Below are 25,993 nucleotides of genomic sequence, written 5' to 3' on the forward strand. Positions count from 1 at the left end.
CGCGAACTATAAACATCCCCGATCACGTTGTAAAGCCCGATGTGTGTCAATTGCCTGAAAAATCGACATAAGGCACGTAAGCGTTGCAAATATCATCAGGATGATGCGTTTTTATGCGTCAGGAGCGCGTAAAGAAGGGTAAAACGCCTTTGCCCGCTTACGGTAACTTCTTATTATTTCCTCTCTTTTCACTCTTTATAGGTGGATGGTTATGGATCGTATCGTCGTATCGTCACGGGAGTCATCGCTCCTCAGCACCCACAAGGTGCTTCGCAATACCTATTTCCTGCTGGCGTTAACGCTGGGCTTCTCTGCCCTGACGGCGACGGCCAGTACCCTGTTGCAACTGCCGGCACCCGGCCTGTTGCTGATGCTGGTAGGCTTTTATGGCCTGATGTTCCTGACCTACCGTCTGGCTAACAGCCCGGCCGGTATTCTGGCAACCTTCGCCCTGACCGGCTTCATGGGGTACACCCTGGGGCCGATCCTGAGTTCGCTGCTCTCGGCGGGCGCGGGAGACATCATTATGCTGGCATTGGGCGGCACCGCACTGGTGTTCTTCTGCTGCTCGGCCTACGTGCTCACCACGCGTAAGGATATGTCCTTCCTCTCCGGCATGATGATGGCGGGCTTTGTGGTGCTGCTGGTGGCGGTGATCGCCAACCTGTTCCTGCAAATCCCGGCGCTCTACCTGGCAATCAGCGTGTTGTTCATTCTCTTCTCCTCAGGTGCCATCCTGTGGGAGACCAGCAACATCATCCACGGCGGCGAGACCAACTACATCCGCGCCACCGTTGGCCTCTATGTGTCGCTGTACAACATCTTTGTCAGCCTGCTGAGCCTGTTGGGCTTCGCCCGCAGCAACTGATCCCCCTGCCCCGTCGCCCCACTCCGCTGGGGCGACGCCCTGCTGTCCGTTGCACACGATTTTTGCTAGACTGCCCGCCGTTTTTTCTGCATGACTGAGGTTGTATGTTCGAGTTTGAAGGCCGCCCCATCGAAACCGATGCGCAGGGCTATCTGAAAAACAGCGCCGACTGGCAAGAGGGCATGGCGCCCCTGCTGGCGGAGCAGGAGGGCATTGAGCTGACGGACGCGCACTGGGAAGTGGTGCGCTTTGTGCGCGGCTTCTATCTGGAGTTCAATACCTCGCCGGCCGTGCGGATGCTGGTCAAGGCGATGGCACAAAAGTATGGTGAGGAGAAGGGCAACAGCCGCTATCTGTTCCGCCTGTTCCCCAAGGGGCCAGCCAAGCAGGCCACCAAGATTGCTGGCCTGCCCAAGCCCGTGAAGTGCCTGTAATCAGTGACGCACCCTGAAGTCAGGGTAGTCGCCGGGGGCCTTGGGTTCCGTCAGTACCCGATCCACTTTGGCGCTTTTTGGCCCCCCCTGTTTTAGCCAGTCAATCAGGCTGTCCACCTGCTGCTGTGATCCGCACGCCACCACTTCGACGCTGCCGTCGTCCAGGTTGCGCGCGTAGCCGGTCAGGCCAAGCTGGGTCGCCTGCTGCTGGGTCGAGTAACGGAACCCGACGCCCTGTACTCGCCCATAGACATAGGCAGAAACACAGACATTTGCCATAATCTTCTCCTCCTGATGTGATTCATTGCATTTTCGGCACCACCGCCCGACAATGTCGCTCTTTTTTTTCAGCTGGCAGCCTTTATATTATGACCGTACGTCTGTTTCTCGCCAAAGGGCGTGAAAAATCCCTGCTCCGCCGTCACCCTTGGGTCTTCTCTGGCGCCGTTGCGCGCGTTGAGGGCAAAGCCGCCTCGGGCGACACCATTGAGATCCATGACCACCAGGGCAAGTGGCTGGCACGTGGCGCTTACTCGCCGCAGTCCCAGATCCGCGCCCGTGTCTGGACTTTTGACAAAGAAGAGGCGATCGATACCGCGTTCTTCATTCGCCGTCTGGAGCAGGCGCAGCAGTGGCGCCAGTGGCTGGCCGAGCGCGACGGCCTGAATGGCTACCGCCTGATTGCTGGCGAATCCGATGGTTTGCCGGGCATCACCATCGACCGCTTCCAGAACTTCCTGGTGCTGCAACTGCTCTCCGCTGGCGCGGAGTTCCAGCGTGCGGCGCTGCTCTCCGCCCTGCAACACTGCTTCCCAGAGTGCGCGATCTATGACCGCTCCGATGTGGCGGTGCGCAAGAAAGAGGGGCTGCCGCTGACCCAAGGCCAGGTGCTGGGCGACCTGCCGCCGGCGTTGCTGCCCATTACCGAGCACGGTATGCAGCTGCTGGTGGATATCCAGCAGGGCCACAAAACCGGCTTCTACCTTGACCAGCGTGACAGCCGTCTGGCGGCACGCCGCTATGCCGAAGGCCGCCGGGTGCTGAACTGCTTCTCCTATACCGGTGCCTTTGCCGTCTCCACGCTGATGGGCGGTTGCCGCCATGTCACCAGCGTTGACACCTCTCAGGCGGCGCTGGATGTGGCGCGCCAGAACGTCGAGCTGAACCAGCTGGATCTGAGCAAGGCCGATTTCGTGCGCGAAGATGTGTTCCAGCTGCTGCGCGCCTACCGTGACCGCGGCGAAACCTTCGACCTGATCGTCATGGACCCGCCCAAGTTCGTCGAGAACAAGAACCAGCTGGCGGGCGCCTGCCGCGGTTACAAGGACATCAACATGCTGGCGATGCAGATCCTGTCACCGGGCGGCATCCTGCTGAGCTTCTCCTGCTCTGGCCTGATGCCTACCGATCTTTTCCAGAAAATTTTGGCCGACGCCGCTGTGGACGCGGGGCGTGATGTACAATTTATAGAGCAGTTCCGCCAGGCGGCGGATCACCCGGTCATTGCCACCTACCCTGAAGGACTCTATCTGAAAGGCTTTGCCTGCCGGGTGATGTAACTTGAAAACGTGCCTTTTGCCCCCATCTCTGTTGGGTTAAGGCACGGTTTCTCAGGAGGTCATCTATGATTGCCAGCAAATTTGGTATTGGCCAGCAGGTTCGCCATAAGCTGCTAGGGTATTTGGGCGTGGTGATTGATATCGATCCCGAATACTCATTGGACAAGCCCAGTGCGGAGGAGGTAGCAGACAGTGACACGCTGCGCTTCGCGCCCTGGTATCACGTGGTCATGGAGGACGATCAGGGGCAGCCAGTGCACACTTATCTGGCTGAGGCGCAACTCGATAGTGAAGTGGCCCAGGCCCACCCTGAGCAGCCCTCGCTGGATGAGCTGGCCGAAAATATCCGGCACCAGCTCAAGACCCCGCGCCTGCGCCACTGATCGCATCACTGAGAAACGCCTGAGCCCAGACCCGGTCTGGGCTTTTTTATGGCTTTATGCTGACTTATGCAGCCCCAGCCGGGGGATCTCAATCTTCGGGCAGCGATCCATCACCACTTTCAGGCCAGCATCCTGCGCCAGCACCGCCGCTTCCCCATTGATGACGCCGATCTGCAACCACAGCACATCCGCGCCAATCTCAATCGCCTCCTGCGCGACGCCATAGGCCGCATCGGGGTTGCGGAACACGTCGACCATATCCACATGCTTGCCAATTTCCTTTAGCGAACCCACTGCCTGCTGGCCCAGCACGCTCTTGCCCGCCAGTTTGGGGCTGACCGGAATCACGTCATAGCCCTGTGCCAGCAAATAGGCCATTACCCCATAGCTTGGCCGTGACGGGTTATCACTGGCACCCACCAGCGCGATTGTTTTTACCGATTGCAGGATCTGCGCAATATCACTCTGTTGCATGGTTTCACTCCTTTGCCTGTTCAGTGTGCTAAGTGTAACCCACCGGCGACGCCCGTCACTCCATCGCACATTTTTTGCCGCAAACTGCACCATCCCGTTCAATTTGTCAGCAAAAAATTCACGTCATGAATAAATAATCAACAGTCATTTCATTTCTAAATATTAACAAAGCGTCCATTTGAAAAACTTTGACACACTGTGGCGGTTCACTGAGAATATCGGCGGTCAATTTTTATAAAGGAGAGCACAATGAAAAAAGCAAGGCTGTTTGCCGGGTTGCTGGCGCTGGCCGTCGGCCTGCCGGCTATGGCCGCTACGCTGGCGCTGTCACCCGAAGTGGATCTGCTGGTGGTGGATGGCAAAAAAGTATCAGGCTCGCTGTTGAAGAGTGCTGACAGCCTGGAGTTGAGCGCCGGGGAGCACCAACTGCTGTTCCGCGTCTCCAAGGTGGTCAAATCGGGTCAGCATGATCAATTTATCTACCACTCTTCGCCGCAGATCGCGGTCTTTGACACCCAAAACCATAAAACAATCAGCATCAAGCTCCCCACTCTGGCCAGCGATCGTGATGGCCGCCGTTTTGACACACACCGCGACTACCAGATTCTTGATGAACAGCAGCAACCTTTGCCGCTGCGCCGCGATACGCTCCAAGTGCCCGGCCTGACCCTGACGGCAGATCTTGAGAATGTCATGGCTGGCTACAATGCTGGCAAACACCCGGCCTCACTGCCAGCACTCGCCATCCAGCCTCAGGAAGCCCCAGCCGCGCTGCCGGTGGTGGTCGGCAACGTCAACCAGAAAACCGTCACGCTACAGGGTGAGAACGTCACCGAGCAGATGTTGCAGTACTGGTTCCAGCAGGCGGATCACACCACCCAAGCTCGCTTCCTCTCTTGGGCGGAACAGCACCGCGCAACCGCGAAATAACCTCATCAGGCGCTTTTTTCTACAAAAAGCGCTTTTTTCTCCTCGCGGGCCGCTTTTCCCCGCTCCAGCATTTGCAGAGAAAAACAGTTTCAGTAATCTGTCACTTATCTCAACGTCTGATAAGGGACATCGCATGGAATTCACGACCCGCACGATCGGCAAGCAGAAGCACATTGCTCTGGTTGCCCACGATCACTGCAAGCATATCCTGTTGAACTGGGTGGATGAGAACAAGGCTCTGCTCTCAGAGCACCGGCTCTACGCCACCGGCACCACCGGTAATCTGGTACAGCGCAATACCGGGCTGGAGGTCACCAGTATGCTAAGCGGGCCGATGGGTGGCGACCAGCAGGTGGGCGCACTGATTTCTGAGGGCAAGATTGATGTGCTGATCTTTTTCTGGGACCCGCTGAATGCGGTGCCGCATGACCCGGACGTCAAGGCGCTGCTGCGTCTGGCGACGGTATGGAATATCCCGGTCGCCAACAACCGCGCCACAGCGGATTTCCTGATCAGCGCCGGCCTGTTCCGTGAGGAAGTGAAGGTCACCATCCCTGACTACCAGCGCTATCTGCAAGAACGGTTGAAATAATCCCCCGTCAGGGCGTGCGACGCTGCGGCACGCCCTGCGCACGCAGCGCCGCCGCCCACGGCGAGGGTGCCTCTGGCGGAGAGAGCAGCCAGGCCCGCGTGCGGGCGCGGGTCAGCGCCAGATAGAGCAACCGTTGGCTCTCCGCGCCAGCCTCTTCCGCAGGTGCCAGCGCCTGTTCCAGTGCCGCTACCGCACCCTCATCCGCCATCGCTTCCAGCACAATCACATACTCTGCCTCCTGCCCCGCGCTCGCCTGAATGGTCGAGAAAGCCAGCGACAATTTTGGCCAGCGGGTTTTCGCCTTTTGCAGCAGCGCTGGACGTTGGTGCGCGTCACACGCCAGCAGCAGCACCCGCTCCTTCTCCTGCGCAAAACCGCTCAACTTGTCGAGCAGCGCGGCCAGCTGGTCATCCGGCAACAGCAGCAAGTCCGGCGATGGCCCGTTCCGCAGGCCCAGCTTGCGGCGCGCGGCCACGTGGCCAGCCAGAAGACGGTCGGCAAGCTCGCCTATCGCGTCGGCGCGGTAGCTGCGTGCCAGCGTACACACCGCCATCGCAGCCGGTAATGCTTGCGTGTGGGTCTCATGCGATAGCGACGCATTGACGGTGACAAACAGGCTGGGGCCATCGTCACCCGTACAGAGGGCACGCAACAACTGCGCATGCAGCGGCGGCAGGTCTTGCCACTCATCCAGCAGAATATGCCGCCAGGGTGGATTGAAACGCCCCTTGTTCAAGCGATCCAGCGCCTGCCGGATCGCGCCGTCGGCATCCACCGCTCCCTCCTCTTTCAGGGCGCTGCGCCACCCCTTCACCAGCGGGGCCATCAGTTTTACCTGTTTTGCGAAGCTTGGTGCCTCTGGTGCTTCAGCGATGATTGCGGCCTGGCTGCCACCGTGCGCGCGCATCAATCCCAGCCAGCGATCGAGCCGACCGGCCAGCCGCTCGCCCAGCGCCCGGTTTTTCCAGAACGCGCCGGTAGGCAGCGCCCAGCCCAGCTCCTCTTCCAGCCAGAGACGCCAGCCGTTGGCCTGTGGCTTTTTCTCTTCACACTGTTGCCGCCATAGCTTCAGCAACAGGGCGCGGCGCGCCTTCTCATCCTGTTCCAATTTGCTGAGCACCAGCGCCTTGCGCCCGCCCTGCTGGAGAATCTGCAACGCCAGCGCGGGCACGGTAAGGGCCTCGGGGGCCTGCTTGCCCTGCTCGATTTTCAGGCGGCCGTTCAGCTCATCTGCCGTGCTCTGGCCGCTGGCGATCAGCAGGATCTGCCCGGCGGCGGCCTCCCCGCGCTGCACCAACCAACCAGCGCGTGCCACCAGCACCGCAGTTTTGCCACTGCCAGCCATGCCCGCGACCTGCACGGCGCGTTCGCCATTCACTACCGCCTGCACCTGCCGCTCATCCAGCGGCCCAGTGGCTGAGGTGGCGAGCCACGCCGGGTGTGCCTCCTGCATCTGTTTCGCCCAGCGGCGGTTGCGCGCCGCCTGTCGTGCCTCCCCCTCCTCCAGCCACGCACGGCAGTGGGCCGCGGCGGCGCGGCAGGCGTCAAATTCCGTCATCCGTGCCAGCGGCATCGGCAGCGCGGCAAAGGTATCGGCAATCTCCGCCTGCAACGCTGACAGGGCGGGCTGGCTCATCCAGCCATCGGCCTGCTCCGCCTGCGCCAGTGCCGCGCTCTGCGCCTGCAATACGCTGGCACTGATGACGCTCATCTCTTCGCTCCACTGCTGCCACACCTCGTTCAGGTGGTGGTGGAAGCGCTGCGTCTCCTGCCAGTCAGTGCCATGCAGCCGCACCACTTTCTGGCCCGGCAGCTCAAACTCCAGCTCGCCCCAGACCATTCCTCGTTTACACTGAATACGGACCAATTGGTTGAAAGGGATCACGTAGTGGTGTCGCTCCCCACTCACCTCAAGGCCCGCATTGAGCAGCCGTACCCGATCATAGGGGTGCTGCGCCAGACGTTTGCCCAGTGACGTTGCTTTCAGTTCCATAATCCACGCTGTCAGTTACCAAGGGTTCAATGTTCCAGCGCAAGTTTACCTGTGGGAGGGATAGGCGCTCCAGCGTTAAAAAAAGGGTAAACTGGCCGGGTGTGGCACAACCATAGCGCACTCTGGCAACCAGGTTTTTTAAATAAGGGACAACTTTTCTATTATGCGTACTGTATTGAATATTTTGAATTTCGTGTTGGGTGGCTTTTTCACCACCCTCGCCTGGCTGTTTGCCACGCTGGTGAGCGTGGTGCTGATCTTCACCCTGCCGTTGACCCGCTCCTGTTGGGAGATCACCAAGCTGTCGCTGCTGCCCTACGGCAATGAGGCGGTGCATGTGGATGTGCTCTACCCGGAGCGGAGCAGTACCCTGCTCAACAGTGGCGGCACGCTGCTGAACGTGGTCTGGTTCGTGCTGTTTGGCTGGTGGCTCTGCCTCTCCCACATCGCTACCGGCGTGGTGCAGTGCCTCTCCATCATTGGCATTCCCGTGGGCATCGCCAATTTCAAGATTGCGGCCATTGCCCTGTGGCCGGTAGGCCGCCGCGTGGTGCCAGTCGAAGTGGCGCAACAGGCGCGGCTGGATAATGCCCGACGCCGTTAATCGGCGGCAGGCCACCTGGCCTGCCCTCGCCCCGGCTGCGGCCGGGCCAATTTTATGATTTGCGGAGTCTTCTGTGCTCGCTTATGCCACCGGCCTGCGTCGGTACTTTTATAACAGCAGCGTCCTGTACCATATCCGTATCACCCTGGCGTTGGCCGGTGCGGCGGCGGTGCCCTGGTGGCTGGGCCAGCCCAAGCTCACCATCCCATTGACGCTCGGGGTGGTGGCAGCCGCGCTGGCCGATCTGGACGATCGCCTGACCGGCCGCCTACGCAACCTGCTGATCACGCTGCTCTGCTTCTTTGTCGCTTCCGCCTCGATTGAGCTGCTGTTCCCCTACCCCTGGCTGTTCGCCGCCGGGCTGACGCTCTCCACCTGCGGATTCATCCTGCTTGGCGCGCTTGGGCAGCGCTACGCCACCATCGCCTTTGGTGCCCTGCTGATCGCCGTGTACACCATGCTGGGGACGTCGATGTACCACGTCTGGTATCAGCAACCGCTGCTGCTGCTGTGCGGCGCGATGTGGTACAACCTGTTAACGCTGCTTGGCCACCTGATCTATCCGATCCGGCCGCTGCAGGATCTGATTGCCCGCAGTTTTGACCAGCTTGCCGCCTATTTGGATGCCAAATCCAACCTGTTCGATCCCGACCTTGAGGAGGGCAATCAGGCGCTGATTGATGTGGCGATGGCTAACGGCACACTGGTCGCGACCCTCAACCAGACCAAAGTTTCCTTGCTGACGCGCCTGAAGGGGGATCGCGGCCAGCGTGGCACCCGCCGCGCCCTGCACTACTATTTTGCGGCGCAGGATATCCATGAGCGCGCCAGTTCCACCCACGCCCAGTACCGTGAGCTGAGTGAAAAATTCCGCTACAGCGACATCATGTTCCGCTTCCAGCGGTTGCTGACTATGCAGGCGCGGGCCTGCCAGCATCTGGCACAGTGCGTCCTGCACCAGCAGACCTATCACCATAACAGCCAGTTTGAGCGGGCATTCAGCCACCTGCAGGCGACCCTGACCCGGCTCTCCGCCGACGCAGAGAACCGCGACCTGTTGCGGGCGCTGCGCCACCTGCTGAAAAACCTGCGCGCCATTGATGCCCAGCTGGCAAACATTGAGTCTGAGCAGGCGAGCGCCGCCCTCTACGCCCATGAGCGGCTGTCGGAGGAGGGATTGTCAGGCTGGGGGGATATGTTGCTGCGTTTTCGCCGCAACCTGACGCCGCGCTCGGCGCTGTTCCGCCACGCCATTCGCATGTCCGTGGTGCTCTGCGTCGGTTACGCCTTCATCCAGGTGACCGGAATGGATCACGGTTACTGGATTTTGCTGACCAGCCTGTTTGTCTGCCAGCCCAACTATAACGCTACCCGCCGCCGGCTGGCGCTGCGCATCATTGGCACGCTGGCCGGGGTGCTGCTTGGCCTGCCGATCCTCTATTTTGTTCCGTCGACGGAGGGTCAGTTGGTGTTGGTTGTCATCAGTGGCGTGCTGTTCTTTGCCTTCCGCACCGTGCAGTATGCCCATGCCACCATGTTCATTACCCTGCTGGTGCTGCTCTGCTTCAACCTGCTGGGCGAGGGGTTTGAGGTGGCACTGCCACGCGTGGTGGATACGCTGCTGGGCTGTGCCATCGCCTGGGCGGCGGTCAGCTTTATCTGGCCGGACTGGCGTTTCCGCCAACTGCCGCAGGTGATTGACCGGGCGCTGAATGCCGACTGCCGCTACCTTGACGCCATACTGGTGCAGTACCATCAGGGGCGCGACAACCGTCTGGAGTATCGTATCGCCCGTCGCGATGCCCACAATGGCAATGCCGAACTGGCCTCGGTGATCTCCAATATGTCGGCGGAGCCAGATAACAGTGCCGATCGCCAGGAGCAGGCGTTCCGCTTGCTCTGCCTTAACCATACGCTGCTCAGCTATATCTCCGCCCTTGGCGCGCATCGCGGTGAACTGGGCGATCCGGCCGTCCTCGCCATTCTGGATGACACCGCCTGCTACGTCGATGGTGCGCTGCACCTGACCGAGCATGACGCCGCGCGCATCCAGCGGCTGCTGGCCCAGCTCTCTCAACGGGTGGCAAGCATCACGCCGGAGGCCGAGAGCCGTGAGCAGTTGGTATTGCAACAGGTGGGGCTGGTGTTGCGGCTGCTGCCGGAGCTGGTGGCCCTGCATCAGCGGCTGGCGCACCCTGCACAGGAGAGTGCGGCGTGAATGGCGGCCAGCCCACTGGCTGGCCGCCTGACCTCAAGGCTTACTTTTTGGCGGCGGGGTGGATGCTCTCATACCAGCTGCGCAACTCCTCACGGCGCTCCGGTGGCAGCGCCGCCTCATGGTAGCCCGTGATCGCCCCCTCCAGAGCAAACAGCACCCGGATACTCAGGGGCGTTTTCTCGGTATCCAACTTCAGATAGCACGCCTTGGCACCCTGTGCTTTCAGCTCAGCCGGGTTGCCGATACCGGCCTGTAGCAGCTGCCCCTCCAGGTTAAGGCCAATATTGGGCAAGGCCTTTAGCCGGGTATCGCCTTGCTTCTCGCTTCCCTCGCGGCGGGCGCTCTCCACGGCGAGGGCCGCGAGCGCCTGCAACTGCGTCTCATCCGCCCAGAGCGCCTCCGTTACCCGGTAGTAGTTCAAGGTCAGCGGCAGACCGCGGCGCAGATAGCGCAGTCGCGTCATCCCCTGCTGGAGGAATTCCGCCTCAATGTGCGCCGTGGCGCGTAGATAGAGTTCACCCTGCAAAAACAGGCCGAACATCACGCCGCCGGCCAATACGCCATAACCGCCGAACTGCGGACGAGTACAAATTTCACCCAAAGAGGCCAGCGCGAGCTTGGCGCGATCGATCCTTTTTTCGTATAGGTTCTTCATTACTATTTCCTTTAGTAAATAGGTCTATCAACGAAATAACTGTATTAAGAACAGCGAATTACAAAATACGCAAACTGGGTGAGCGTGCCAAACACAAATTGCGTTTGCAGCGGATTACCTGCCAAATCTGCGAGCTGCTTTGAAAGAATGGCGTTGATTTTTGAATTTTCTGGGGATACTGTATATGCATACAGTGACTTCAGGGCAGGGAAATTATGCGTCCATCTCTTCATAACTATCAGACTGGCGAACACGCTCAAATCACAATGCCGTCCTCCACGCTGCCAGCCTCACCGGACTACCAAGGTGGCCTGATCAGCGAATTTGTCTACAGCGAGGAGCAGCCTGTCCTGGCACACATCCTTCTTCCCCTTCTGCACCACCTCGGCGCCCAGTCCCGCTGGTTGCTCTGGCTGGCCCCTCAACAGAAATTGAGCCGCCACTGGCTACGTGATTCCGGGTTGCCGGTGGATAAAGTGGTGCAGCTGCGCACCCTGCCCCCTGCCTCCACAGTAGAAGCGATGGCAAGGGCTTTGCAGAGCGGCAATTACAGCGTGGTGTTGGGGTGGCTGCCGGAACTGACCGACGCCGAACATGCCCGACTGCAACAGGCAGCACAACGCGGGCAGGCTTACGGTTTCATTATGCGCCCCCAGTTGGGGGAGCGCCGGGCGTGCGGACATTTCCCGGCCCTTAAAATTCACTCATCACGTTATCATTGACACAAATTAGGAATATTCTCATGAAAAAAGCCCTTTTTGACGTCAATAACTCTATAACCCGCCATTCAAGCGGCCTGTTTAACGTCCATTAAGGGTTTTTTTCGCCTAAATTCGTCACCAATTGCTCGAACATGTTAAAAATTATGTACGTTTTAGGCCATTTTTGCTGGCCCTGAAAACTTCATACTTGTAAGTTTCACGCCACGTTGTAGACTTTACATCGCCAAGGTTGCTCTATAAGGCCAAATCAATTGGCAAAGTAACTAACGGAAGCAATAACCTTGACGAAGGATTTTAACCAAGGGCTTATAACAGCTTAAAGCTCATTGCCTATTTGGATGATAACGAGGCGCAAAATGAAAAAGACAGCTATCGCATTAGCAGTGGCACTGGCAGGTTTCGCTACCGTAGCGCAAGCCGCCCCTAAAGATAACACCTGGTACACCGGTGCAAAACTGGGCTGGTCCCAGTACCATGACACTGGTTTCTATGGTAACGGCTACAACGGTGTTGGCAATGGCCCAACTCATGAAAGCCAACTGGGTGCAGGTGCGTTCGTAGGCTACCAAGCGAACCAGTACCTGGGCTTTGAAATGGGATATGACTGGCTTGGCCGTATGCCTTACAAAGGCAGCGTGAACAACGGTGCATTCAAGGCACAAGGCATTCAGCTGGCTGCTAAACTGAGCTACCCGATCTACGACGAGCTGGACATCTACACCCGTCTGGGCGGCATGGTATGGCGCGCTGACTCCAAAGGCTTCGTAAACGGCAACCGTATCAGCGACAACGACACTGGCGTGTCCCCGCTGGCTGCTGTAGGTCTGGAATACGCACTGACCAAAAACTGGGCTACCCGTCTGGACTACCAGTGGGTTAACAACATCGGCGACGCAGGCACCGTGGGTGCACGTCCTGACAACGCCATGCTGAGCCTGGGCGTCTCCTACCGTTTCGGTCAGGATGACGTTGCTGCTCCGATCGCTGCCCCGGCTCCGGCCCCGGCTCCGGTTGTTGAGACCAAGCGCTTCACCCTGAAGTCTGACGTTCTGTTCAACTTCAACAAATCCACCCTGAAAGGCGAAGGCCAGCAGGCTCTGGATCAGCTGTACTCCCAGCTGAGCTCCATGGACCCGAAAGACGGTTCTGTTGTGGTTCTGGGCTTCACCGACCGCATCGGTTCCGACCAGTACAACCAGAAATTGTCTGAGCAGCGCGCTCAGTCCGTTGTGGACTACCTGGTCTCCAAAGGCATCCCGGCTGACAAAATCTCCGCACGCGGCATGGGCGAAAGCCAGCCGGTTACCGGTTCTACCTGTGACAGCGTGAAAGGCCGTAATGCCCTGATCAACTGCCTGGCCCCGGATCGTCGTGTTGAGATCGAAGTGAAAGGCATCAAAGACGTTGTAACTCAGCCGCAGGCTTAAGTTAAACGCTCCAGATAATAAAAACCCCGCTTCGGCGGGGTTTTTTTATGCCAGCAGTCAGCCATAAAAAAAACCGCCAATGCGGTTTTTCTGTTCCCTTGATCACGGCCTACTCTTTCTTGGCCAGAATCTGCTGCAAATCCTGTTTCAGTGAGGACATCTGGCTCGCGTACTTCTCTTTGCGCTCCGCGTCTTCGATCAGCTGTACCACCGTTTCTGACAGCGTGACGCCGCGTCGGCGCGCCAGTCCGGCCAGCCGCTGCCAGACCAGAAACTCCAGATCGATCGATTTTTTGCGGGTGTGCTGGTGCTCGGCATTGAAGTGGCGTTTGCGCCGCGCCCGGATAGTCTGCTTAAGACGGTTATCCAACGCCGGATTCATGTGCTCGGCGATCCATTGCAGGACTTTGACCGGCTCGCTCTCCATCTGTAGCAACGCCTGTACGGCGTGTTGCGCAGCACTGTTTTCAAGATGGCGGGTGATGTGCTCCCCTTCCCGGTGTTTTTTCACCAGATACTTCCATTTCCATCCGCTTTCCAGATTTTCGAGTTGCTGGTATTTCATTGCGCGCCTTAATGTGACCGTGTAACGTTATTAAGCATAACAGCTTTGCGACGACTTTTTACCCCTTTTCTTTCTGTGATTTGTCTGTTTTTTGCGCACTCCACATCTACCCTGGAACCTGAATCCCGGATGAGACACTCTGCGTATATGCAGCCTTCGTTATTCTTGTATAATCGCCCTTTACCTATTACTGATTGACCCTGATACTTTGACCAATAACCGACTTGAATGGCAGTCACTTCTTCCTGACGCCGCGCCTTATGAGGCATTATTCGCCGCGGCGCCAGAATTGGCCCCGATAACCTTCTCCGCGATCCAACCGCGACTGGAAAATGGCTTGACCCTGTTCTGTCATCCCCAGTCCCGCCCACGCATGATGACGGTTAAAGCCCAGGAGAGTCGTGCCTATCTCTCGGTCATCGCTGAAGCGGTAGAGGGCTTGTTGCCAGAGCGCGACGGCCCGGCTGGCGGCCACTACCAGATTGAGGGCACCACCGCCCACTTTATTCCTGCCGCTTCCGGCCCGTTTAGCGCCACGTCGCGTTGCCAGTTCCATGAGTGGATAGAGCCAGAGCAGCTGTTTGGCCGTGCCGCCCTGCTGGACGGCCAGCTGGTGCTACAACCGGGCGTGGTGCACCAGCTGAATGGCGGCGTGCTGATCCTGAGCGTGCGTACCCTGCTGGCGCAGCCGCTGATGTGGCTGCGGCTCAAGCAGATGGTCAACGAAGGGATGTTCCGCTGGATCTCGCCGGACGAGAGCCGCCCCCTGCCGGTCGCCGTCCCACCGATGCCGCTGGCGCTGAAGCTGATTATCGTCGGTGACCGGCCGGGGCTGGCCGATCTCAATGAGATGGAGCCGGAGCTGGTCGATCAAGGGCTGTATGGCGAGTTTGAGGGCGAGTTGCCGCTCACCGAACCGGAAGAGATGGCGACCTGGTGTGCCTACATCAATACGCTGGCGGACACCCTGTCCCTGCCGCGCCCGGCGGCCGACGCCTGGCCGGGCCTGCTGACGGAGGCGGTGCGCTTCAGTGGCGATCAGGGCAGCCTGCCGCTCTGCCCGGAGTGGATTGCCACCCTGCTCTCAGAGGCCGCGCTCTATGGCAACGGCCCGCTGCTGGATGAGCAGGCCTTCGACGCCGCGCGTCAGGCCAAGGCATGGCGTGAGAGCTATCTGGCCGAGCGGATGCAGGATGAAATTGAGCTGGGCCAGATCCTGATTGAAACCGAAGGCGAAGTGGTAGGCCAGATCAACGGCCTTTCGGTGCTGGAGTACCCCGGCCACCCGCGCGCCTTTGGTGAGCCATCACGCATCAGTTGCGTGGTGCACGCTGGCGACGGCGAGTTCCATGACGTGGAGCGCAAGGCGGAGCTGGGCGGCAACCTGCACGCCAAGGGCATGATGATCATGCAGGCGTTCCTGATCTCAGAACTGGAGCTGGACCAGCAACTGCCCTTCTCCGCCTCGCTGGTGTTTGAGCAGTCCTACGGTGAAGTGGATGGCGACAGCGCCTCACTGGCCGAGCTGTGTGCGCTGATCAGCGCCCTCGCGCAGCAGCCGCTCAACCAGCAGATTGCCGTGACCGGCTCCGTGGATCAGTTTGGTAACGTCCAGCCGATCGGCGGGGTCAATGAAAAGATTGAGGGCTTCTTTGAAGTCTGCCAACGGCGCGGGCTGACCGGCAAGCAGGGCGTGATCCTGCCGCTGGCTAACTTGCGCCACCTTTGCCTGCAACCGCAGGTAGTGGATGCCGTGCGTGAGGGACAGTTCCATGTGTGGGCTGTCACTACCGCCGCTGAGGCATTAACGATAATCACAGGCGTAACCTATGCTGACGAACAGCAACCCAGCCTGCTGGGCGCCATTCAGGATCGCATAGCACAGGTCACCGCACAGGAACGCAGGCATCTGCCCTGGGGACTGCGCTGGTTAAACTGGTTTAACCACGGCTGATCGGAGTTGTTCAGCTTACACCTGTACGCTAATCTGCGACCTTCATTAAAATAAGGCTTACATCGACATGGTAGAAAAACGCGACTCTTACACGAAAGAAGATCTGGAAGCCTCCGGCCGCAGTGAACTGTTCGGCGCAGGCGGCCCGCCGCTTCCGTCTGGCAACATGCTGATGATGGATCGCATCGTCAAAATGAGCGAAACCGGCGGCAGCCATGACAAAGGCTACGTGGAAGCAGAGTTGGATATCCGCCCTGACCTGTGGTTCTTTGACTGCCACTTCATCGGCGATCCGGTGATGCCGGGCTGTCTGGGTCTGGACGCGATGTGGCAGCTGGTTGGCTTCTACCTCGGCTGGCTGGGCGGCGAAGGCAAAGGCCGTGCGCTGGGCGTGGGTGAAGTCAAATTCACCGGCCAGGTACTGCCGACGGCGAAGAAAGTGACCTATCGCATCAACTTCAAGCGTGTGATCAACCGCAAGCTGATCATGGGCGTGGCAGATGGTGAAGTGCTGGTTGATGGCAAGGTGATCTACACCGCCACCGATCTGAAAGTGGGCCTGTTCAAGGACACCAGCGCGTTCTAAGCGCCAAAATGAAAACCTCCGCGCCGTGGCGGAGGTTATCCCTTTCTCTTACAGGGCGCCGCTTAAGCGGTCACAGCCCTGTCCTCCATGGCTTGTCGCCAACCTCCCAACCAGTGAGACCGGGCATCCAACGATTGATAGGGACATAGCTCCCTGGGGCGCCCTGAAATACCTGCGTGATACCCGCGTGAATGTGCCCGTTCCAGGCGATCGCGTTTTTGTCTCTTCATATGCCTCATTTCCCTCATTGATAGTCTGGTGGAAAGAAAACAGTAACGCCGCCAGTTGCGCGCGCCACATGTGATCAATAGACCGAATAAAGGGGAAGATCAATGCGCAAAATTCACGCCAATGTCACATTTGTGAGGTATGTTAGGCGATTCAGGTAACTCACTGATGTAAATGATGATAGCGTAATTACCTGATAACAATAAAAAAAGCCCGGTGGGTCAGCGCAGAGTGCGGCTGGCCCACCGGGCTTTGACTTTTTTTGTCAGCTTATTTTAGATAAGTGGCAATAACCTTTGCCTGCTGCTGCCAGCCCTGCGCCAATGTGCTCACCAGCGCATCATAGCCATCTTCACCCTGCTCCAGTTGCAGGTTGAAGGGCTGGCTGATGATCTGGTTGTCACGGTTCAATGTCCACTGGCCGCTGATGATGGCTTTGCCATCGTAGCGGCCGTGGAAACCGGTCACGGTCACATTCAGTACCGCCTGCTCGCCGCTCATGGCGCGGGAAGAGACCAGCCAGCCCGGCAATTCGCGCCCCAGTTGGGCCGCCAGTGTCTGCTGCAACTGCTGCTCCAGCGGGCTGGCCCACAGGTTGTCCTTGGCGATGTGGTATTTCACCGCGCTGGTCTGGTAGGCCACGCCGGTGCCATTCAGATAGTCCGCCACTTCCACCTGCTCAATCCACAGCTGGCGCAGCGCCACCTGCGCGCCCGTTGCGACAGGGGCGGCGCTGGACGGCAGATCCGGCAACTGATAGTAGGCTTTGTTGTCGTCACTGCTGCTACAGGCGGCCAGCAGTGCCGCCAGCGTCACGGGAAGTATCCATTTCATCATTTTTTGGCCTTCTTCGGCTGAGGATCGGGGCTGTCAGATGCTTCAAACACCAGCGCGTTGCTCTTGTCATTGATGGTGCGCAACACCGGTTGCAGCTCACGCATCACCTGATCCAAACGCTGCATGTCGGCGACCATCTTGTTATAGGCCGGCGAGCCGGGCTGGAAGCCCTTCATGCTGCGGTTCAGCTCACGTAGCGTCTGCTGCATGTCCGTCGGCAGGGCCTGCATCTCCTTGCTGTTGACGATTTTGTTCAGCGACGCCATGGTGCGCTGCGTCTCCGCCAGGGTGCGCTTGCTCTGTGCCAGCGTCTGGGTGGCCTCATTGATCAGCGGGTTGAGCGGCAAGGCGTTGATCTTGTCCAGCGTCATCATCACTTTCTGCTGGATCTGCGCCAGGCCGCCGCTGGTGGTCGGCAGCAACGGATAGCCCGCCAGCTCGCGCGGTGTGCTCCACGGCTTCTCGTTCGGGTAGAAGTCCAGGTCGATGTAGAGCGCCCCGGTGAGCAGGTTGCCAGACTTCAGCGAGGCACGCAGGCCACGCTTCAGCGCGTCCTTCAATGCCGTATCCATGTCAAAGTGTTCGCCCAGCTGTTTGACAAAGCGATCCGGCTCAATGCGGATCAGCACCGGGATGCGGTAGTCGCTGTCAATCTGCTGCTCCACGCCACGCATCACAAACGGCACTTCGGCTACGGTTCCGAGGCGGATGCCACGGAACTCCACCGGCGCGCCCACCGTCAGGCCACGGATGGAGTCGGAGAAGAACATCACGAAGTCGCGGTGCTTGGTGTAGAGCGAATCCTGGATACTGCGCTGGTCATCAAACAGTGCGTACTCCGCGTGCTCCTGCGCCTCATCGCCGCGCTCCCAACCGCTCGGCACGTCAAAGCTGACGCCGCCGCTGAACAGCGTGGTCAGGGAACCCATCTCCACTCGCATTCCCTGCGCGGACATGTCGAAGTTGACGCCGCTGTCCTTCCAGAAGCGCACATTGGTGGTCACCAGCGAATCATAGGGAGCATTGATGAACAGCTGGTAGTGCATTGAGCGCGACTCGGTATCGAATTTCGCGGTCTCTACCGAGCCAACGCGATAGCCACGGAACAGCACCGGGTCGCCCGGCGTAAGCTGGCCGGAGCGCTCACTGTCGAGCACCACGCGAATCCCCTTGGCATCGGGCGCGGCCAGCGGCGGCGAGTCAAGCAACTGGTACTCGGCCGGTGCCTCCCCCTTGCGCCCCGGCTGCAACTCAATGTAAGCGCCGGAGAGCAGCGTGCCTAACCCGGACACGCCTTCGCGGCCAATCTGCGGCTTCACCACCCAGAAAGCGGAGTCGCCCTTCAGCAGCTTCTCCATCTCCGGGTTCAGGCGTGCCTTCAGGATGACGTGGTTGAGGTCATCACTCAACGTCACGCTCTCCACCCGGCCAACGTCCACGTTGCGGCTCTTGATGGTGGTTTTGCCCCCCTCAATGCCCTCGGCGCTGGTGGTGATCAGCGTCACCTCTGGCCCTTGGTGGCTGAAGTGGTAGAACAGGATCCAGGCGCCAATCAGTGCCGTCACAATCGGCACAATCCACACCGGCGACCAGCGTTTGATCTTCTCGACCTTGGCGTGGGTGCCTTCATTTGCTGTCAAGGTGCAGCTCCTTCTGGTTTTTTCTATTCAGGCCATCCCAGCTCAATCTGGGATCAAAGGTCATGGCGGCGATCATGGTCAAAATCACCACCATGGCAAACAGTACCGCAGCGATCTGCGGATAGACATTCATCAACTGCCCAATCCTGACCAAGGAAGAGAGCACGGCGATCACGAACACGTCTATCATCGACCAGCGGCCAACAAACTCCACCACCTCATAGATCAGGTGCATCCGCTCGCTGTCACGCTGGCGGTGTGGGTGGCGCGCGTCCCAGCAGAGCCAGGCGATCGCCATCATCTTCAGCGTCGGCACCATGATGCTGGCGATGAAGATCACCAGCGCCACCGGGTAGTCGCCGTCGCTCCAGAGCACAATCACCCCGGCCATGATGGTCGAGGGCGCGGCATTGCCCAGCAGCTCGGTGTTCATGATTGGCAGGACGTTGGCCGGGACGTAGAGCATTGCCGAGGTGATCAGCAGTGCCATCGTCCACTGCAAGCTGTGCTTTTTACGCAGATGCCCAACGGTATGGCAGCGCGGGCAGAGCGTCTCATCGGCTGGCAGCACCGCCGTACAGCAGGGGCAGGCGCGCAGCCCCTGTTGCAGGCCGCTCTCGCCGATCCGTACCGCCTGCCGGATAACCGGCTCTGGCGCGATGTCATGCCACAGCCAGCGCCGATCCAGACACTGGAAGGCACGCACCTGCAACAAACAGAACAGCACAAAGGCGTAGAAACTGAGGTTCACGCCAATGTTGCCGTAGGCCATCAGCTTGACGAAGCTGACCAGTACCCCGGCGAGGAAGATCTCCACCATGCTCCACGCCTTCAGCATGAACAGCAGGCGCGCCATCCGCACCTTCAGCGTCTGTGGCATCCGTACCCGTTGGCAGAGCAAAATGATGGCGACCATGCAGAACGCCGGCACCAGCTGCACAAACAGGATGAACATGCCAGCCATGCTGGCGTAGTTTTCTGACATCATCACCTGCGGAATTTGGTGCAGCGAAATTTCGCTGCTCAGCCCGCGCACATGGATGTTGATGAAGGGGAACAGGTTGGCCAGCAGCAGCATCAGCAGCGCACTGGCGGCAAACACGGTGGGACGGTGGCGAGGCTCAGACCAGGCCGTGTGCAACGTGGTATGGCAGCGCGGGCAGTTGGCCCGGTTGCCGGGGGAGAGGGGCGGCAAGGCCACCATCAGGTCGCATTGCGGACATAACATCTGATCTTCTGGGCGATGCGCGTGCACAGCCTCACTCTTCAACGGCATAGGTCTCCTCAGACAACAGGGCGGCCTCGCGGCCGCCACCTCAGTTATCCGTTCTTTTGCGCCTCAAGGCTTTCCCAACGCTCAAACGCCACTTCCAGCTCGCTCTCCGCCTTGGCCAGCGCATCAATCACGCGCTGGGTCTCCTCGTGCGGACGACTGAAGAAGGCCGCGTCGCTCATGGTCTCCTGGAGTGAGGCAATCTCAATCTCCAGCGCCTCGATGCGCTGCGGCAACTGCTCCAGCTCGCGTTGCAGGTTATAGCTTAGCTTGTTTGCCGCACGTTTGGGGGCGTCGGTTTTCGGCGCTGACTCTGCCGGACGGGCCGTGGCCGCAGACTGGCGCAGGCTACGGGAGGCCGCACGCTGCTGGTGGGCGTCATGGTAGCCGCCCACAAAGCTGTTGATGCTCCCCTGCCCTTCGAAGATCCAGCACTCGGTCACGCAGTTGTCGACGAACTCACGGTCGTGGCTGACCAGCAGCACGGTGCCCTGATAGCTGTCGATCAACTCCTCCAGCAGCTCCAGCGTTTCCACGTCCAGGTCGTTGGTCGGTTCATCGAGGATCAGCAGGTTGCTGGGGCGCAGGAACAGGCGCGCCAGCAGCAGGCGGTTGCGCTCGCCGCCGGAGAGCGCCTTCACTGGCGTCATGGCGCGTTTCGGGTGGAACAGGAAGTCCTGCAAATAGCCCAGCACGTGGCGCGGCCGGCCATTGACCATCACCTCCTGCTTGCCCTCCGCCAGGTTGTCCATCACCGTGCGCTCCGGGTCCAGCTCCGCGCGGTGCTGGTCGAAGTAGGCGATCTCCAGTTTGGTGCCACAGTGGACGCGGCCACTGTCCGCTTTCAGCTGACCGAGCATCAGTTTCAGCAGCGTGGTCTTGCCGCAGCCGTTGGGGCCTACCAGCGCGATCTTGTCGCCGCGCTGCACCTGGGCGGTGAAATCCTTCACCAGCACCTTGTCAGCCAACCGGTAGTTGACGTTCTCCAGCTCAAAGACGATCTTGCCGGAGCGCGTCGCCTCCTCGACCTGCATCTTGGCACTGCCCATCACCTCACGGCGATCGGCGCGCTCGCGGCGCAGCGCCTTCAGCGCCCGCACGCGGCCCTCGTTACGGGTACGGCGCGCCTTGATGCCCTGACGGATCCACACCTCTTCCTGCGCCAGCTTGCGGTCGAACTCGGCGTTTTGCAGCTCCTCCACCCGCAAGGCTTCCTCTTTGGTCGTCAGGTAGAGGTCATAGTTGCCGGGGTAGGAGACCAGCTTGCCACGGTCGAGATCCACGATGCGCGTCGCCATGTTGCGGATGAACGAACGGTCGTGGGAGATGAAGATGATGCTGCCCTGGAACTCTTTCAGGAAGCCTTCCAGCCAGTTGATGGTCTCAATGTCCAGGTGGTTGGTTGGTTCATCCAGCAGCAGCACCTGCGGGGCACTGACCAGCGCGCGCCCCAGCGCCGCCTTGCGCAGCCAGCCGCCGGAGAGCGACGACAGCTCGGCATTGCCATTCAGCGACAGCTGGGCCAGCACCTCCTGGATGCGGCTGTCGAGTTGCCACAGCCCCTGATGGTCGAGCACTTCCATGATCTGCGCCATGCGCGCCAGATTCTTCTCGCTCGGGTCCAGCTCCACCTGATGGGAGATGGCGTGGTAGGCCTTCAGGTGCTCGGCCTGCTCCGCCACGCCCTCGGCGACGAAGTCAAATACCGTGCCGCCGATGTTGCGCGGCGGGTCTTGTTGCAGGCGCGCCACAATCAGATCCTGTTCGTAGACGATGCGGCCATCATCCAGCGGCACCTCACGGTTGAGGATCTTCATCAGGGTGGATTTGCCCGCACCGTTGCGGCCCACCAGACAGACGCGCTCGTTCGGCTCGATATGCAGCTCGGTGTTATCTAACAGCGGTGCGTCACTGAAGGAGAGCCAGGCACCGGACATACTGATTAAAGACATAGCAGTTACTTTTCCTCGCCGGCGCGTTTCAGCAGCCAGCAGTTGTGAATCTGACGGTTACGGGCGAAATCCTGCGACAGCGTCTGGGCGGTGATCTCTTTCGCCTCCAGCCCCAGCTCGGCAAGGCCAGCCATATCCATCTGGAAGCCGCGCTTGTTGTTGGAGAACATGATGGTGCCGTTGCGGCGCAGCAGGCGCGTCAGGTGCTTCATCAGCGCCAGGTGGTCGCGCTGCACGTCGAAGGTGTCGGCCATGCGCTTGGAGTTGGAGAAGGTCGGCGGATCGATGAAGATCACGTCGAACTGCTCATTCGCCTCTTGCAACCAGGAGAGGCAGTCGGCCTGAATCAGGCGGTGCTGGCGGCCGGTCAGGCCGTTGGCGCGCAGGTTCTTCTCCGCCCACTCCAGATAGGTGCGCGACATGTCCACGGTGGTGGTGCTGCGCGCGCCGCCCAGTCCGGCGTGGACGCTGGCGGTGCCGGTGTAGGCAAACAGGTTGAGGAAGTCCTTGCCCTGGCTCATCTCGCCCAGCATCCGGCGGGCGATGCGGTGGTCGAGGAACAGGCCGGTGTCCAGATAGTCGGTGAGGTTGACCCACAGCTTGGCGTTGTACTCCTCCACCAGCAGGAACTCGCCCTTCTGCGCCAGCTTCTCATACTGGCTCTTGCCCTTCTGGCGCTCACGCGTCTTCAGCACCAACTGGTTGGACGGCAGGTCGAGCACCGCCAGCGTGGCGTTGATCACATCGAACAGGCGCTGGCGCGCTTTCTGCGGATCGACGGTTTTCGGCGGCGCGTACTCCTGCACCACCACTTTGCTGCCGTAGCGATCCACGGCGACGTTGTACTCCGGCAAATCGGCGTCATACAGGCGGTAGCACTCAATGCCCTGCTGCTTCGCCCACTTCTCCAGCTTGCGCAGGTTTTTGCGCAGGCGGTTGGCGAAGTCCTCGGCAATCTGCGGCGCGGCCGCGCCGTTGGCGTTCTCCGCCAGCTGGTAGTTTTTCTGCACGCAGTCGAGCGGGCCGTTTTTCGCCTTGAACTGGCGCTCGGCGCGCAGTTGCAGGCAGCTCAGCAGCTCCGGCGAGGCGCTGAACAGCGAGAGCTGCCAGCCGCCGAACTGGCTCTTCATGATGCGGCCCAGCAGGTTGTGCAGGGCGATCAAAGCCGGTTCACTCTCCAGACGCTCGCCGTAGGGCGGGTTGCTGATGACCGTGCCGCGCGGGCCTTCCGGCAGCGGGTTGGTCAGCTTGCTGACGTCAGCGGCGTTGAAGGTGATCAGCTCCGCCACGCCAGCGCGGCGGGCGTTGGCGCGCGCCATCTCAATCACCCGGCGATCGATGTCCGAGCCAAAGAAGCGGGAGGTGGTCTCTTGCAGGCCGCGGCGCGCACGTACCTGCGCCTCGGTGGTCACTTCGCGCCACAGCTCGGCATTGAAGCCGCTCCAGGCGGTAAAGCCCCAGTGCTGGCGATGCAGGCCGGGCGCGCGGTCGGCGGCGATCATCGCCCCCTCAATCAGCAGGGTACCGGAGCCGCACATCGGGTCGAGCAGCGGCGTGCCGGCCGCCCAGCCGGAGCGCATCACGATGGCGGCGGCCAGGTTCTCCTTCAGCGGTGCCAGGCCGGTCAGGTCACGGTAGCCGCGCTGGTGCAGGCCCTCGCCGCTCAGGTCAAGCGCCACGCTGGCGGTATCACGTTGCAGGAAGACGTTGACGCGGATGTCAGGCTGCTGCTTCGCCACGTTCGGACGCTGGTCAATTTTGCGCACGAAGCTGTCAACGATCGCGTCTTTTACCTTGAGTGCGCCATACTGGCTGTTGCGGATCTCATCATTCAGGCCGCTGAAGTGCACGGCGAAGGTTTTGTCCACGCCAAACACGGAGGGCCAGTCAATCGCCATCACGCCAAGGTAGAGATCAAGGTCGCTGTGCACCTTGAACTCATTCAGCGGCAGCAGGATACGGGAGGCCAAACGGCTCCAGAGCAGGCTTTGGTACAGAAGACGATCGTCACCCTGAAAATGTACCCCACCCTGCACCACTTTGCAGGCGTGGGCGCCCAGCGCTTCCAGTTCGCTTTTTAACAGTTCTTCCAAGCCACGCGCCGTGCTTGCAAACAGAGAGTTCATATCGACTTATCACCAAATAGAAAATTGTTGCGCATTATAGCTAATCCCACCCGCTTGTCATAAAGTTGCTGACGCCCATTTTTGTCAGCAAGGAGGCAACCATTGATTACCCTGACCAAACTCTTTATTCATCCGGTGAAATCGATGCGGGGATTGCAACTGTCGCAAGCCCACGTGGCGGAGTCCGGCCTGGCATTTGACCGCGCCTTTATGCTGACTGAGCCGGACGGCACCTTTATTACCGCGCGCCAGTACCCGCATCTGGTGCAGTTCACCCCGGCCCTGCTGCCGGGCGGCCTTTACATCACGGCCCCCAACGGCGACAGCGCGGTGGTGCGCACCGAAGAGTTCAGCGACAGCGACAGCCCAACCGAGGTGTGGGGCAACCATTTTACCGCCCGCATCGCCCCGGACGCCATCAACCAGTGGCTGAGCGGCCTGCTCAACCGAGAGGTGCAGCTGCGCTGGCTGGGGCCGGTGCTTAGCCGCCGGGTGAAGCCGCGCCCGGAGATCCCGCTGACCTTCGCGGATGGTTTCCCCTTCCTGCTGATCAATGAGGCTTCGCTGGAGGCGCTGCGCCAGCGCTGCCCGGCGGGCGTACAGCTGGCACAGTTCCGCCCCAATCTGGTGGTGGCAGGCGCGACCGCCTTTGCCGAGGATGGCTGGCGCACGCTGCGCATCGGTGGGGTGACTTTTGAGGTGACCAAGCCCTGTAGCCGCTGCGTGCTGACCACCGTCAGCACCGAACGTGGCGAGAAGCACCCCAGCGGCGAGCCGCTCAAGACGCTGCAATCCTTCCGTACCGCCGACGATGGCGACGTGGATTTCGGCATGAACCTGATTGCGCACAACAGCGGCATTATCCGCGTTGGCGATCGGGTGGAGGTGCTGACCACCGGTACACCGCGCGCTTACCATGCTGGTGAGGTAAAGGAGCGGCTGGCGCCACCGCTGCCGATGGCAGGCGGCCAGAGCGTGCAGATCAGCTATCAAGGCCAGAGTTTCAGCGGCAACCGGCAAGAGGTGCTGTTGGATCAGTTGGAGCAGCAGGGATTCCGCATTCCCTACTCCTGCCGGGCCGGCATGTGTGGCAGTTGCCGCCTGACGCTGGAGAAAGGAAAGGTGGCCCCGCTGGTGCAGGACGCATTGGGGGATGACGGCACGCTGCTGAGTTGCAGCTGCATACCGCTTGGGGATGTGGCACTCAGCTAACGGACGCCGTCAGGCAGGCGGCGCGCACCGGGCGCGCCCTGCCCGCTACACCGCCTGATCGTACAGGGCGGCGAGATCAACCTCTTCCGCGACCGGGATCAGCCGGTCATGCATGATCTTGATGGCATCGCCAAACTGCATGGTGCGCCCGGAGAGCGTCAGCTGGCCCTGGGCCAGTAGGCAGAGGCTGGCATTGTCGCCCGCTTCCACCACCAGCAGTTGCGCCTGCTGGCTGCTCTCGGTCACCTCGACCGCCACCACATCACCGCTTTTCGGTTGCATGGCGCGCGCCTGCTGCGCAAAGTGCCAACTTTTCGGCATCAGCGGCTTCAGGAAGCGGCAGGCCACCAACGCATTCAATACCAGTTCCGCCCGCAGCTCGGATTTAAGCTTAATTCGGCGGCACTGCTCCTCATAATCAAAATAGAGCGCGGCATCATCGACAGAAAATGCGCACTCCCCGAACGCGTCCGGCGTCAGCATTTTGGCAGGAAACCGTGAGCGAAATATCATCCCATTCGCCAGATCCAACATCAGCCGATCGTGATCGGCATCAAAATACCACCGCCAATTATCGTCAGGTTTGATTCTCATGGGTTACCCTTTCACGCCTGTTAATGAAAAAAGAGAAAAAAGACCGCCTGAAAATGTGTGCAGGGTGACGGCATGCTAATAAATGATGCCGGTGAGTGGAGCGGGACTTATTATTTACGCTGATAACGGCCTCTCATCCCGTGCCTAATACCCCCGGCAGTGGACAA

At 60.1% G+C, this 25,993-nt stretch carries 25 protein-coding genes; 13 read left to right on the plus strand and 12 right to left on the minus strand.

All coding sequences use genetic code 11. The features are described 5' to 3' along the window. The first annotated feature begins 211 nt into the window (after positions 1 to 211). Together yccA and tusE are read left to right on the plus strand one after the other, a co-directional pair. A complete protein-coding gene (yccA, locus tag C1N62_RS10650) occupies positions 212 to 868 on the plus strand; it encodes an FtsH protease modulator YccA (RefSeq protein ID WP_137763605.1) in 657 nt (218 codons plus the stop codon). A 104-nt stretch (positions 869 to 972) separates the two neighbouring features. Continuing rightward, a complete protein-coding gene (gene tusE / locus C1N62_RS10655; protein ID WP_137763606.1) occupies positions 973 to 1,302 on the plus strand; it encodes a sulfurtransferase TusE in 330 nt (109 codons plus the stop codon). On the opposite strand, the gene yccX is transcribed toward tusE, so the two are convergent. After that, the gene (gene yccX / locus C1N62_RS10660; protein WP_137763607.1) at positions 1,303 to 1,581 is read right to left on the minus strand and encodes an acylphosphatase; all 279 of its coding nucleotides are present in this window, start codon (positions 1,579 to 1,581) and stop codon (positions 1,303 to 1,305) included. It lies immediately after the preceding gene. Between the two features lie 89 nt (positions 1,582 to 1,670). Between yccX and rlmI the strand changes: the two genes are divergently transcribed. Next, positions 1,671 to 2,861, plus strand: coding sequence for a 23S rRNA (cytosine(1962)-C(5))-methyltransferase RlmI (rlmI, locus tag C1N62_RS10665; RefSeq protein ID WP_137763608.1), 1,191 nt, complete (start codon positions 1,671 to 1,673; stop codon positions 2,859 to 2,861). A 65-nt stretch (positions 2,862 to 2,926) separates the two neighbouring features. Next, a complete protein-coding gene (gene hspQ / locus C1N62_RS10670; protein ID WP_137763609.1) occupies positions 2,927 to 3,244 on the plus strand; it encodes a heat shock protein HspQ in 318 nt (105 codons plus the stop codon). 54 nt (positions 3,245 to 3,298) lie between these two features. Here hspQ and C1N62_RS10675 read toward each other — a convergent pair whose 3' ends face one another. After that, positions 3,299 to 3,718, minus strand: coding sequence for a CoA-binding protein (locus C1N62_RS10675; protein WP_137763610.1), 420 nt, complete (start codon positions 3,716 to 3,718; stop codon positions 3,299 to 3,301). Positions 3,719 to 3,967: 249 nt separating this feature from the next. On the opposite strand from C1N62_RS10675, the gene C1N62_RS10680 reads away from it, so the two are divergent. Together C1N62_RS10680 and C1N62_RS10685 are read left to right on the plus strand one after the other, a co-directional pair. Next, positions 3,968 to 4,648 carry a DUF2057 family protein gene (locus C1N62_RS10680; protein WP_137763611.1) on the plus strand — a complete coding sequence of 227 codons (681 nt, stop codon included), beginning with the start codon at positions 3,968 to 3,970 and terminating at the stop codon, positions 4,646 to 4,648. Positions 4,649 to 4,781: 133 nt separating this feature from the next. Continuing rightward, the gene (locus C1N62_RS10685; protein ID WP_137763612.1) at positions 4,782 to 5,240 is read left to right on the plus strand and encodes a methylglyoxal synthase; all 459 of its coding nucleotides are present in this window, start codon (positions 4,782 to 4,784) and stop codon (positions 5,238 to 5,240) included. Between the two features lie 7 nt (positions 5,241 to 5,247). Here C1N62_RS10685 and helD read toward each other — a convergent pair whose 3' ends face one another. Further along, entirely contained in the window at positions 5,248 to 7,233 is a 1,986-nt protein-coding gene (gene helD / locus C1N62_RS10690; RefSeq protein WP_137763613.1) for a DNA helicase IV, read from the minus strand. Positions 7,234 to 7,396: 163 nt separating this feature from the next. Here helD and C1N62_RS10695 point away from each other — a divergent pair, with 163 nt between their 5' ends. Next, positions 7,397 to 7,837, plus strand: coding sequence for a YccF domain-containing protein (locus C1N62_RS10695; protein ID WP_137763614.1), 441 nt, complete (start codon positions 7,397 to 7,399; stop codon positions 7,835 to 7,837). A gap of 73 nt (positions 7,838 to 7,910) precedes the next feature. Further along, the gene (yccS, locus tag C1N62_RS10700) at positions 7,911 to 10,055 is read left to right on the plus strand and encodes a YccS family putative transporter (protein WP_137763615.1); all 2,145 of its coding nucleotides are present in this window, start codon (positions 7,911 to 7,913) and stop codon (positions 10,053 to 10,055) included. 40 nt (positions 10,056 to 10,095) lie between these two features. Here the strand turns inward: yccS and C1N62_RS10705 are convergent, their stop codons facing one another. Then, positions 10,096 to 10,710, minus strand: a complete 615-nt coding sequence (locus tag C1N62_RS10705; RefSeq protein ID WP_137763616.1) for a TfoX/Sxy family DNA transformation protein — start codon at positions 10,708 to 10,710, stop codon at positions 10,096 to 10,098. 266 nt (positions 10,711 to 10,976) lie between these two features. Here C1N62_RS10705 and sulA point away from each other — a divergent pair, with 266 nt between their 5' ends. Continuing rightward, positions 10,977 to 11,432: an SOS-induced cell division inhibitor SulA gene (sulA, locus tag C1N62_RS10710; protein WP_370465599.1), complete on the plus strand. Its 456-nt coding sequence runs from the start codon at positions 10,977 to 10,979 to the stop codon at positions 11,430 to 11,432. Positions 11,433 to 11,788: 356 nt separating this feature from the next. Beyond that, the gene (gene ompA, locus C1N62_RS10715; protein ID WP_137763618.1) at positions 11,789 to 12,859 is read left to right on the plus strand and encodes a porin OmpA; all 1,071 of its coding nucleotides are present in this window, start codon (positions 11,789 to 11,791) and stop codon (positions 12,857 to 12,859) included. Positions 12,860 to 12,968: 109 nt separating this feature from the next. On the opposite strand, the gene matP is transcribed toward ompA, so the two are convergent. After that, entirely contained in the window at positions 12,969 to 13,424 is a 456-nt protein-coding gene (gene matP / locus C1N62_RS10720; protein ID WP_137763619.1) for a macrodomain Ter protein MatP, read from the minus strand. A gap of 208 nt (positions 13,425 to 13,632) precedes the next feature. On the opposite strand from matP, the gene C1N62_RS10725 reads away from it, so the two are divergent. Beyond that, positions 13,633 to 15,378 (plus strand): Lon protease family protein, encoded by a 1,746-nt coding sequence (locus C1N62_RS10725; protein WP_137763620.1) that lies wholly within the window; start codon positions 13,633 to 13,635, stop codon positions 15,376 to 15,378. 67 nt (positions 15,379 to 15,445) lie between these two features. Next, positions 15,446 to 15,964, plus strand: a complete 519-nt coding sequence (gene fabA, locus C1N62_RS10730; RefSeq protein ID WP_137763621.1) for a bifunctional 3-hydroxydecanoyl-ACP dehydratase/trans-2-decenoyl-ACP isomerase — start codon at positions 15,446 to 15,448, stop codon at positions 15,962 to 15,964. A 62-nt stretch (positions 15,965 to 16,026) separates the two neighbouring features. Here fabA and rmf read toward each other — a convergent pair whose 3' ends face one another. The 6 genes from rmf to rlmKL all read right to left on the minus strand — a co-directional run bounded on the left by rmf (position 16,027) and on the right by rlmKL (position 24,020). Continuing rightward, positions 16,027 to 16,194: a ribosome modulation factor gene (rmf, locus tag C1N62_RS10735; protein WP_137763622.1), complete on the minus strand. Its 168-nt coding sequence runs from the start codon at positions 16,192 to 16,194 to the stop codon at positions 16,027 to 16,029. A gap of 268 nt (positions 16,195 to 16,462) precedes the next feature. Continuing rightward, positions 16,463 to 17,029, minus strand: a complete 567-nt coding sequence (gene pqiC / locus C1N62_RS10740) for a membrane integrity-associated transporter subunit PqiC (RefSeq protein ID WP_137763623.1) — start codon at positions 17,027 to 17,029, stop codon at positions 16,463 to 16,465. Beyond that, on the minus strand, positions 17,026 to 18,669 hold the full coding sequence (gene pqiB / locus C1N62_RS10745; RefSeq protein WP_137763624.1) for an intermembrane transport protein PqiB: 1,644 nt from the start codon (positions 18,667 to 18,669) through the stop codon (positions 17,026 to 17,028). The genes pqiC and pqiB overlap by 4 nt, the downstream gene beginning before the upstream one ends. After that, the gene (gene pqiA, locus C1N62_RS10750) at positions 18,656 to 19,897 is read right to left on the minus strand and encodes a membrane integrity-associated transporter subunit PqiA (RefSeq protein WP_240775692.1); all 1,242 of its coding nucleotides are present in this window, start codon (positions 19,895 to 19,897) and stop codon (positions 18,656 to 18,658) included. Before pqiA ends, pqiB begins: the two co-directional genes overlap by 14 nt. 92 nt (positions 19,898 to 19,989) lie before the next feature. After that, complete coding sequence (locus C1N62_RS10755; RefSeq protein ID WP_137763626.1) at positions 19,990 to 21,894, minus strand: ABC transporter ATP-binding protein; 1,905 nt, start codon at positions 21,892 to 21,894, stop codon at positions 19,990 to 19,992. 5 nt (positions 21,895 to 21,899) lie between these two features. After that, positions 21,900 to 24,020, minus strand: coding sequence for a bifunctional 23S rRNA (guanine(2069)-N(7))-methyltransferase RlmK/23S rRNA (guanine(2445)-N(2))-methyltransferase RlmL (gene rlmKL, locus C1N62_RS10760; protein ID WP_137763627.1), 2,121 nt, complete (start codon positions 24,018 to 24,020; stop codon positions 21,900 to 21,902). A 102-nt stretch (positions 24,021 to 24,122) separates the two neighbouring features. Here rlmKL and C1N62_RS10765 point away from each other — a divergent pair, with 102 nt between their 5' ends. Further along, positions 24,123 to 25,232 carry a YcbX family protein gene (locus tag C1N62_RS10765; protein WP_137763628.1) on the plus strand — a complete coding sequence of 370 codons (1,110 nt, stop codon included), beginning with the start codon at positions 24,123 to 24,125 and terminating at the stop codon, positions 25,230 to 25,232. A 45-nt stretch (positions 25,233 to 25,277) separates the two neighbouring features. Here C1N62_RS10765 and C1N62_RS10770 read toward each other — a convergent pair whose 3' ends face one another. Beyond that, entirely contained in the window at positions 25,278 to 25,826 is a 549-nt protein-coding gene (locus tag C1N62_RS10770) for a cell division protein ZapC (RefSeq protein ID WP_137763629.1), read from the minus strand. Between the last annotated feature and the right edge of the window lie 167 nt (positions 25,827 to 25,993).

This window comes from Nissabacter sp. SGAir0207, from assembly GCF_005491205.1.
Lineage (GTDB): Bacteria > Pseudomonadota > Gammaproteobacteria > Enterobacterales > Enterobacteriaceae > Chimaeribacter.

What these genes read in the sequence shown, in the direction of transcription:
- rmf (WP_137763622.1), bottom strand. Translation starts at nt 16,194, where the DNA reads ATGAAGAGACAAAAACGCGATCGCCTGGAACGGGCACATTCACGCGGG.
- fabA (WP_137763621.1), top strand. Translation starts at nt 15,446, where the DNA reads ATGGTAGAAAAACGCGACTCTTACACGAAAGAAGATCTGGAAGCCTCC.
- helD (WP_137763613.1), bottom strand. Translation starts at nt 7,233, where the DNA reads ATGGAACTGAAAGCAACGTCACTGGGCAAACGTCTGGCGCAGCACCCC.
- pqiC (WP_137763623.1), bottom strand. Translation starts at nt 17,029, where the DNA reads ATGATGAAATGGATACTTCCCGTGACGCTGGCGGCACTGCTGGCCGCC.
- C1N62_RS10770 (WP_137763629.1), bottom strand. Translation starts at nt 25,826, where the DNA reads ATGAGAATCAAACCTGACGATAATTGGCGGTGGTATTTTGATGCCGAT.
- pqiA (WP_240775692.1), bottom strand. Translation starts at nt 19,897, where the DNA reads ATGTTATGTCCGCAATGCGACCTGATGGTGGCCTTGCCGCCCCTCTCC.
- C1N62_RS10685 (WP_137763612.1), top strand. Translation starts at nt 4,782, where the DNA reads ATGGAATTCACGACCCGCACGATCGGCAAGCAGAAGCACATTGCTCTG.
- ompA (WP_137763618.1), top strand. Translation starts at nt 11,789, where the DNA reads ATGAAAAAGACAGCTATCGCATTAGCAGTGGCACTGGCAGGTTTCGCT.
- C1N62_RS10755 (WP_137763626.1), bottom strand. Translation starts at nt 21,894, where the DNA reads ATGTCTTTAATCAGTATGTCCGGTGCCTGGCTCTCCTTCAGTGACGCA.
- rlmKL (WP_137763627.1), bottom strand. Translation starts at nt 24,020, where the DNA reads ATGAACTCTCTGTTTGCAAGCACGGCGCGTGGCTTGGAAGAACTGTTA.
- matP (WP_137763619.1), bottom strand. Translation starts at nt 13,424, where the DNA reads ATGAAATACCAGCAACTCGAAAATCTGGAAAGCGGATGGAAATGGAAG.
- sulA (WP_370465599.1), top strand. Translation starts at nt 10,977, where the DNA reads ATGCCGTCCTCCACGCTGCCAGCCTCACCGGACTACCAAGGTGGCCTG.
- yccX (WP_137763607.1), bottom strand. Translation starts at nt 1,581, where the DNA reads ATGGCAAATGTCTGTGTTTCTGCCTATGTCTATGGGCGAGTACAGGGC.
- yccA (WP_137763605.1), top strand. Translation starts at nt 212, where the DNA reads ATGGATCGTATCGTCGTATCGTCACGGGAGTCATCGCTCCTCAGCACC.
- C1N62_RS10675 (WP_137763610.1), bottom strand. Translation starts at nt 3,718, where the DNA reads ATGCAACAGAGTGATATTGCGCAGATCCTGCAATCGGTAAAAACAATC.
- hspQ (WP_137763609.1), top strand. Translation starts at nt 2,927, where the DNA reads ATGATTGCCAGCAAATTTGGTATTGGCCAGCAGGTTCGCCATAAGCTG.
- rlmI (WP_137763608.1), top strand. Translation starts at nt 1,671, where the DNA reads ATGACCGTACGTCTGTTTCTCGCCAAAGGGCGTGAAAAATCCCTGCTC.
- tusE (WP_137763606.1), top strand. Translation starts at nt 973, where the DNA reads ATGTTCGAGTTTGAAGGCCGCCCCATCGAAACCGATGCGCAGGGCTAT.
- C1N62_RS10680 (WP_137763611.1), top strand. Translation starts at nt 3,968, where the DNA reads ATGAAAAAAGCAAGGCTGTTTGCCGGGTTGCTGGCGCTGGCCGTCGGC.
- C1N62_RS10695 (WP_137763614.1), top strand. Translation starts at nt 7,397, where the DNA reads ATGCGTACTGTATTGAATATTTTGAATTTCGTGTTGGGTGGCTTTTTC.
- C1N62_RS10705 (WP_137763616.1), bottom strand. Translation starts at nt 10,710, where the DNA reads ATGAAGAACCTATACGAAAAAAGGATCGATCGCGCCAAGCTCGCGCTG.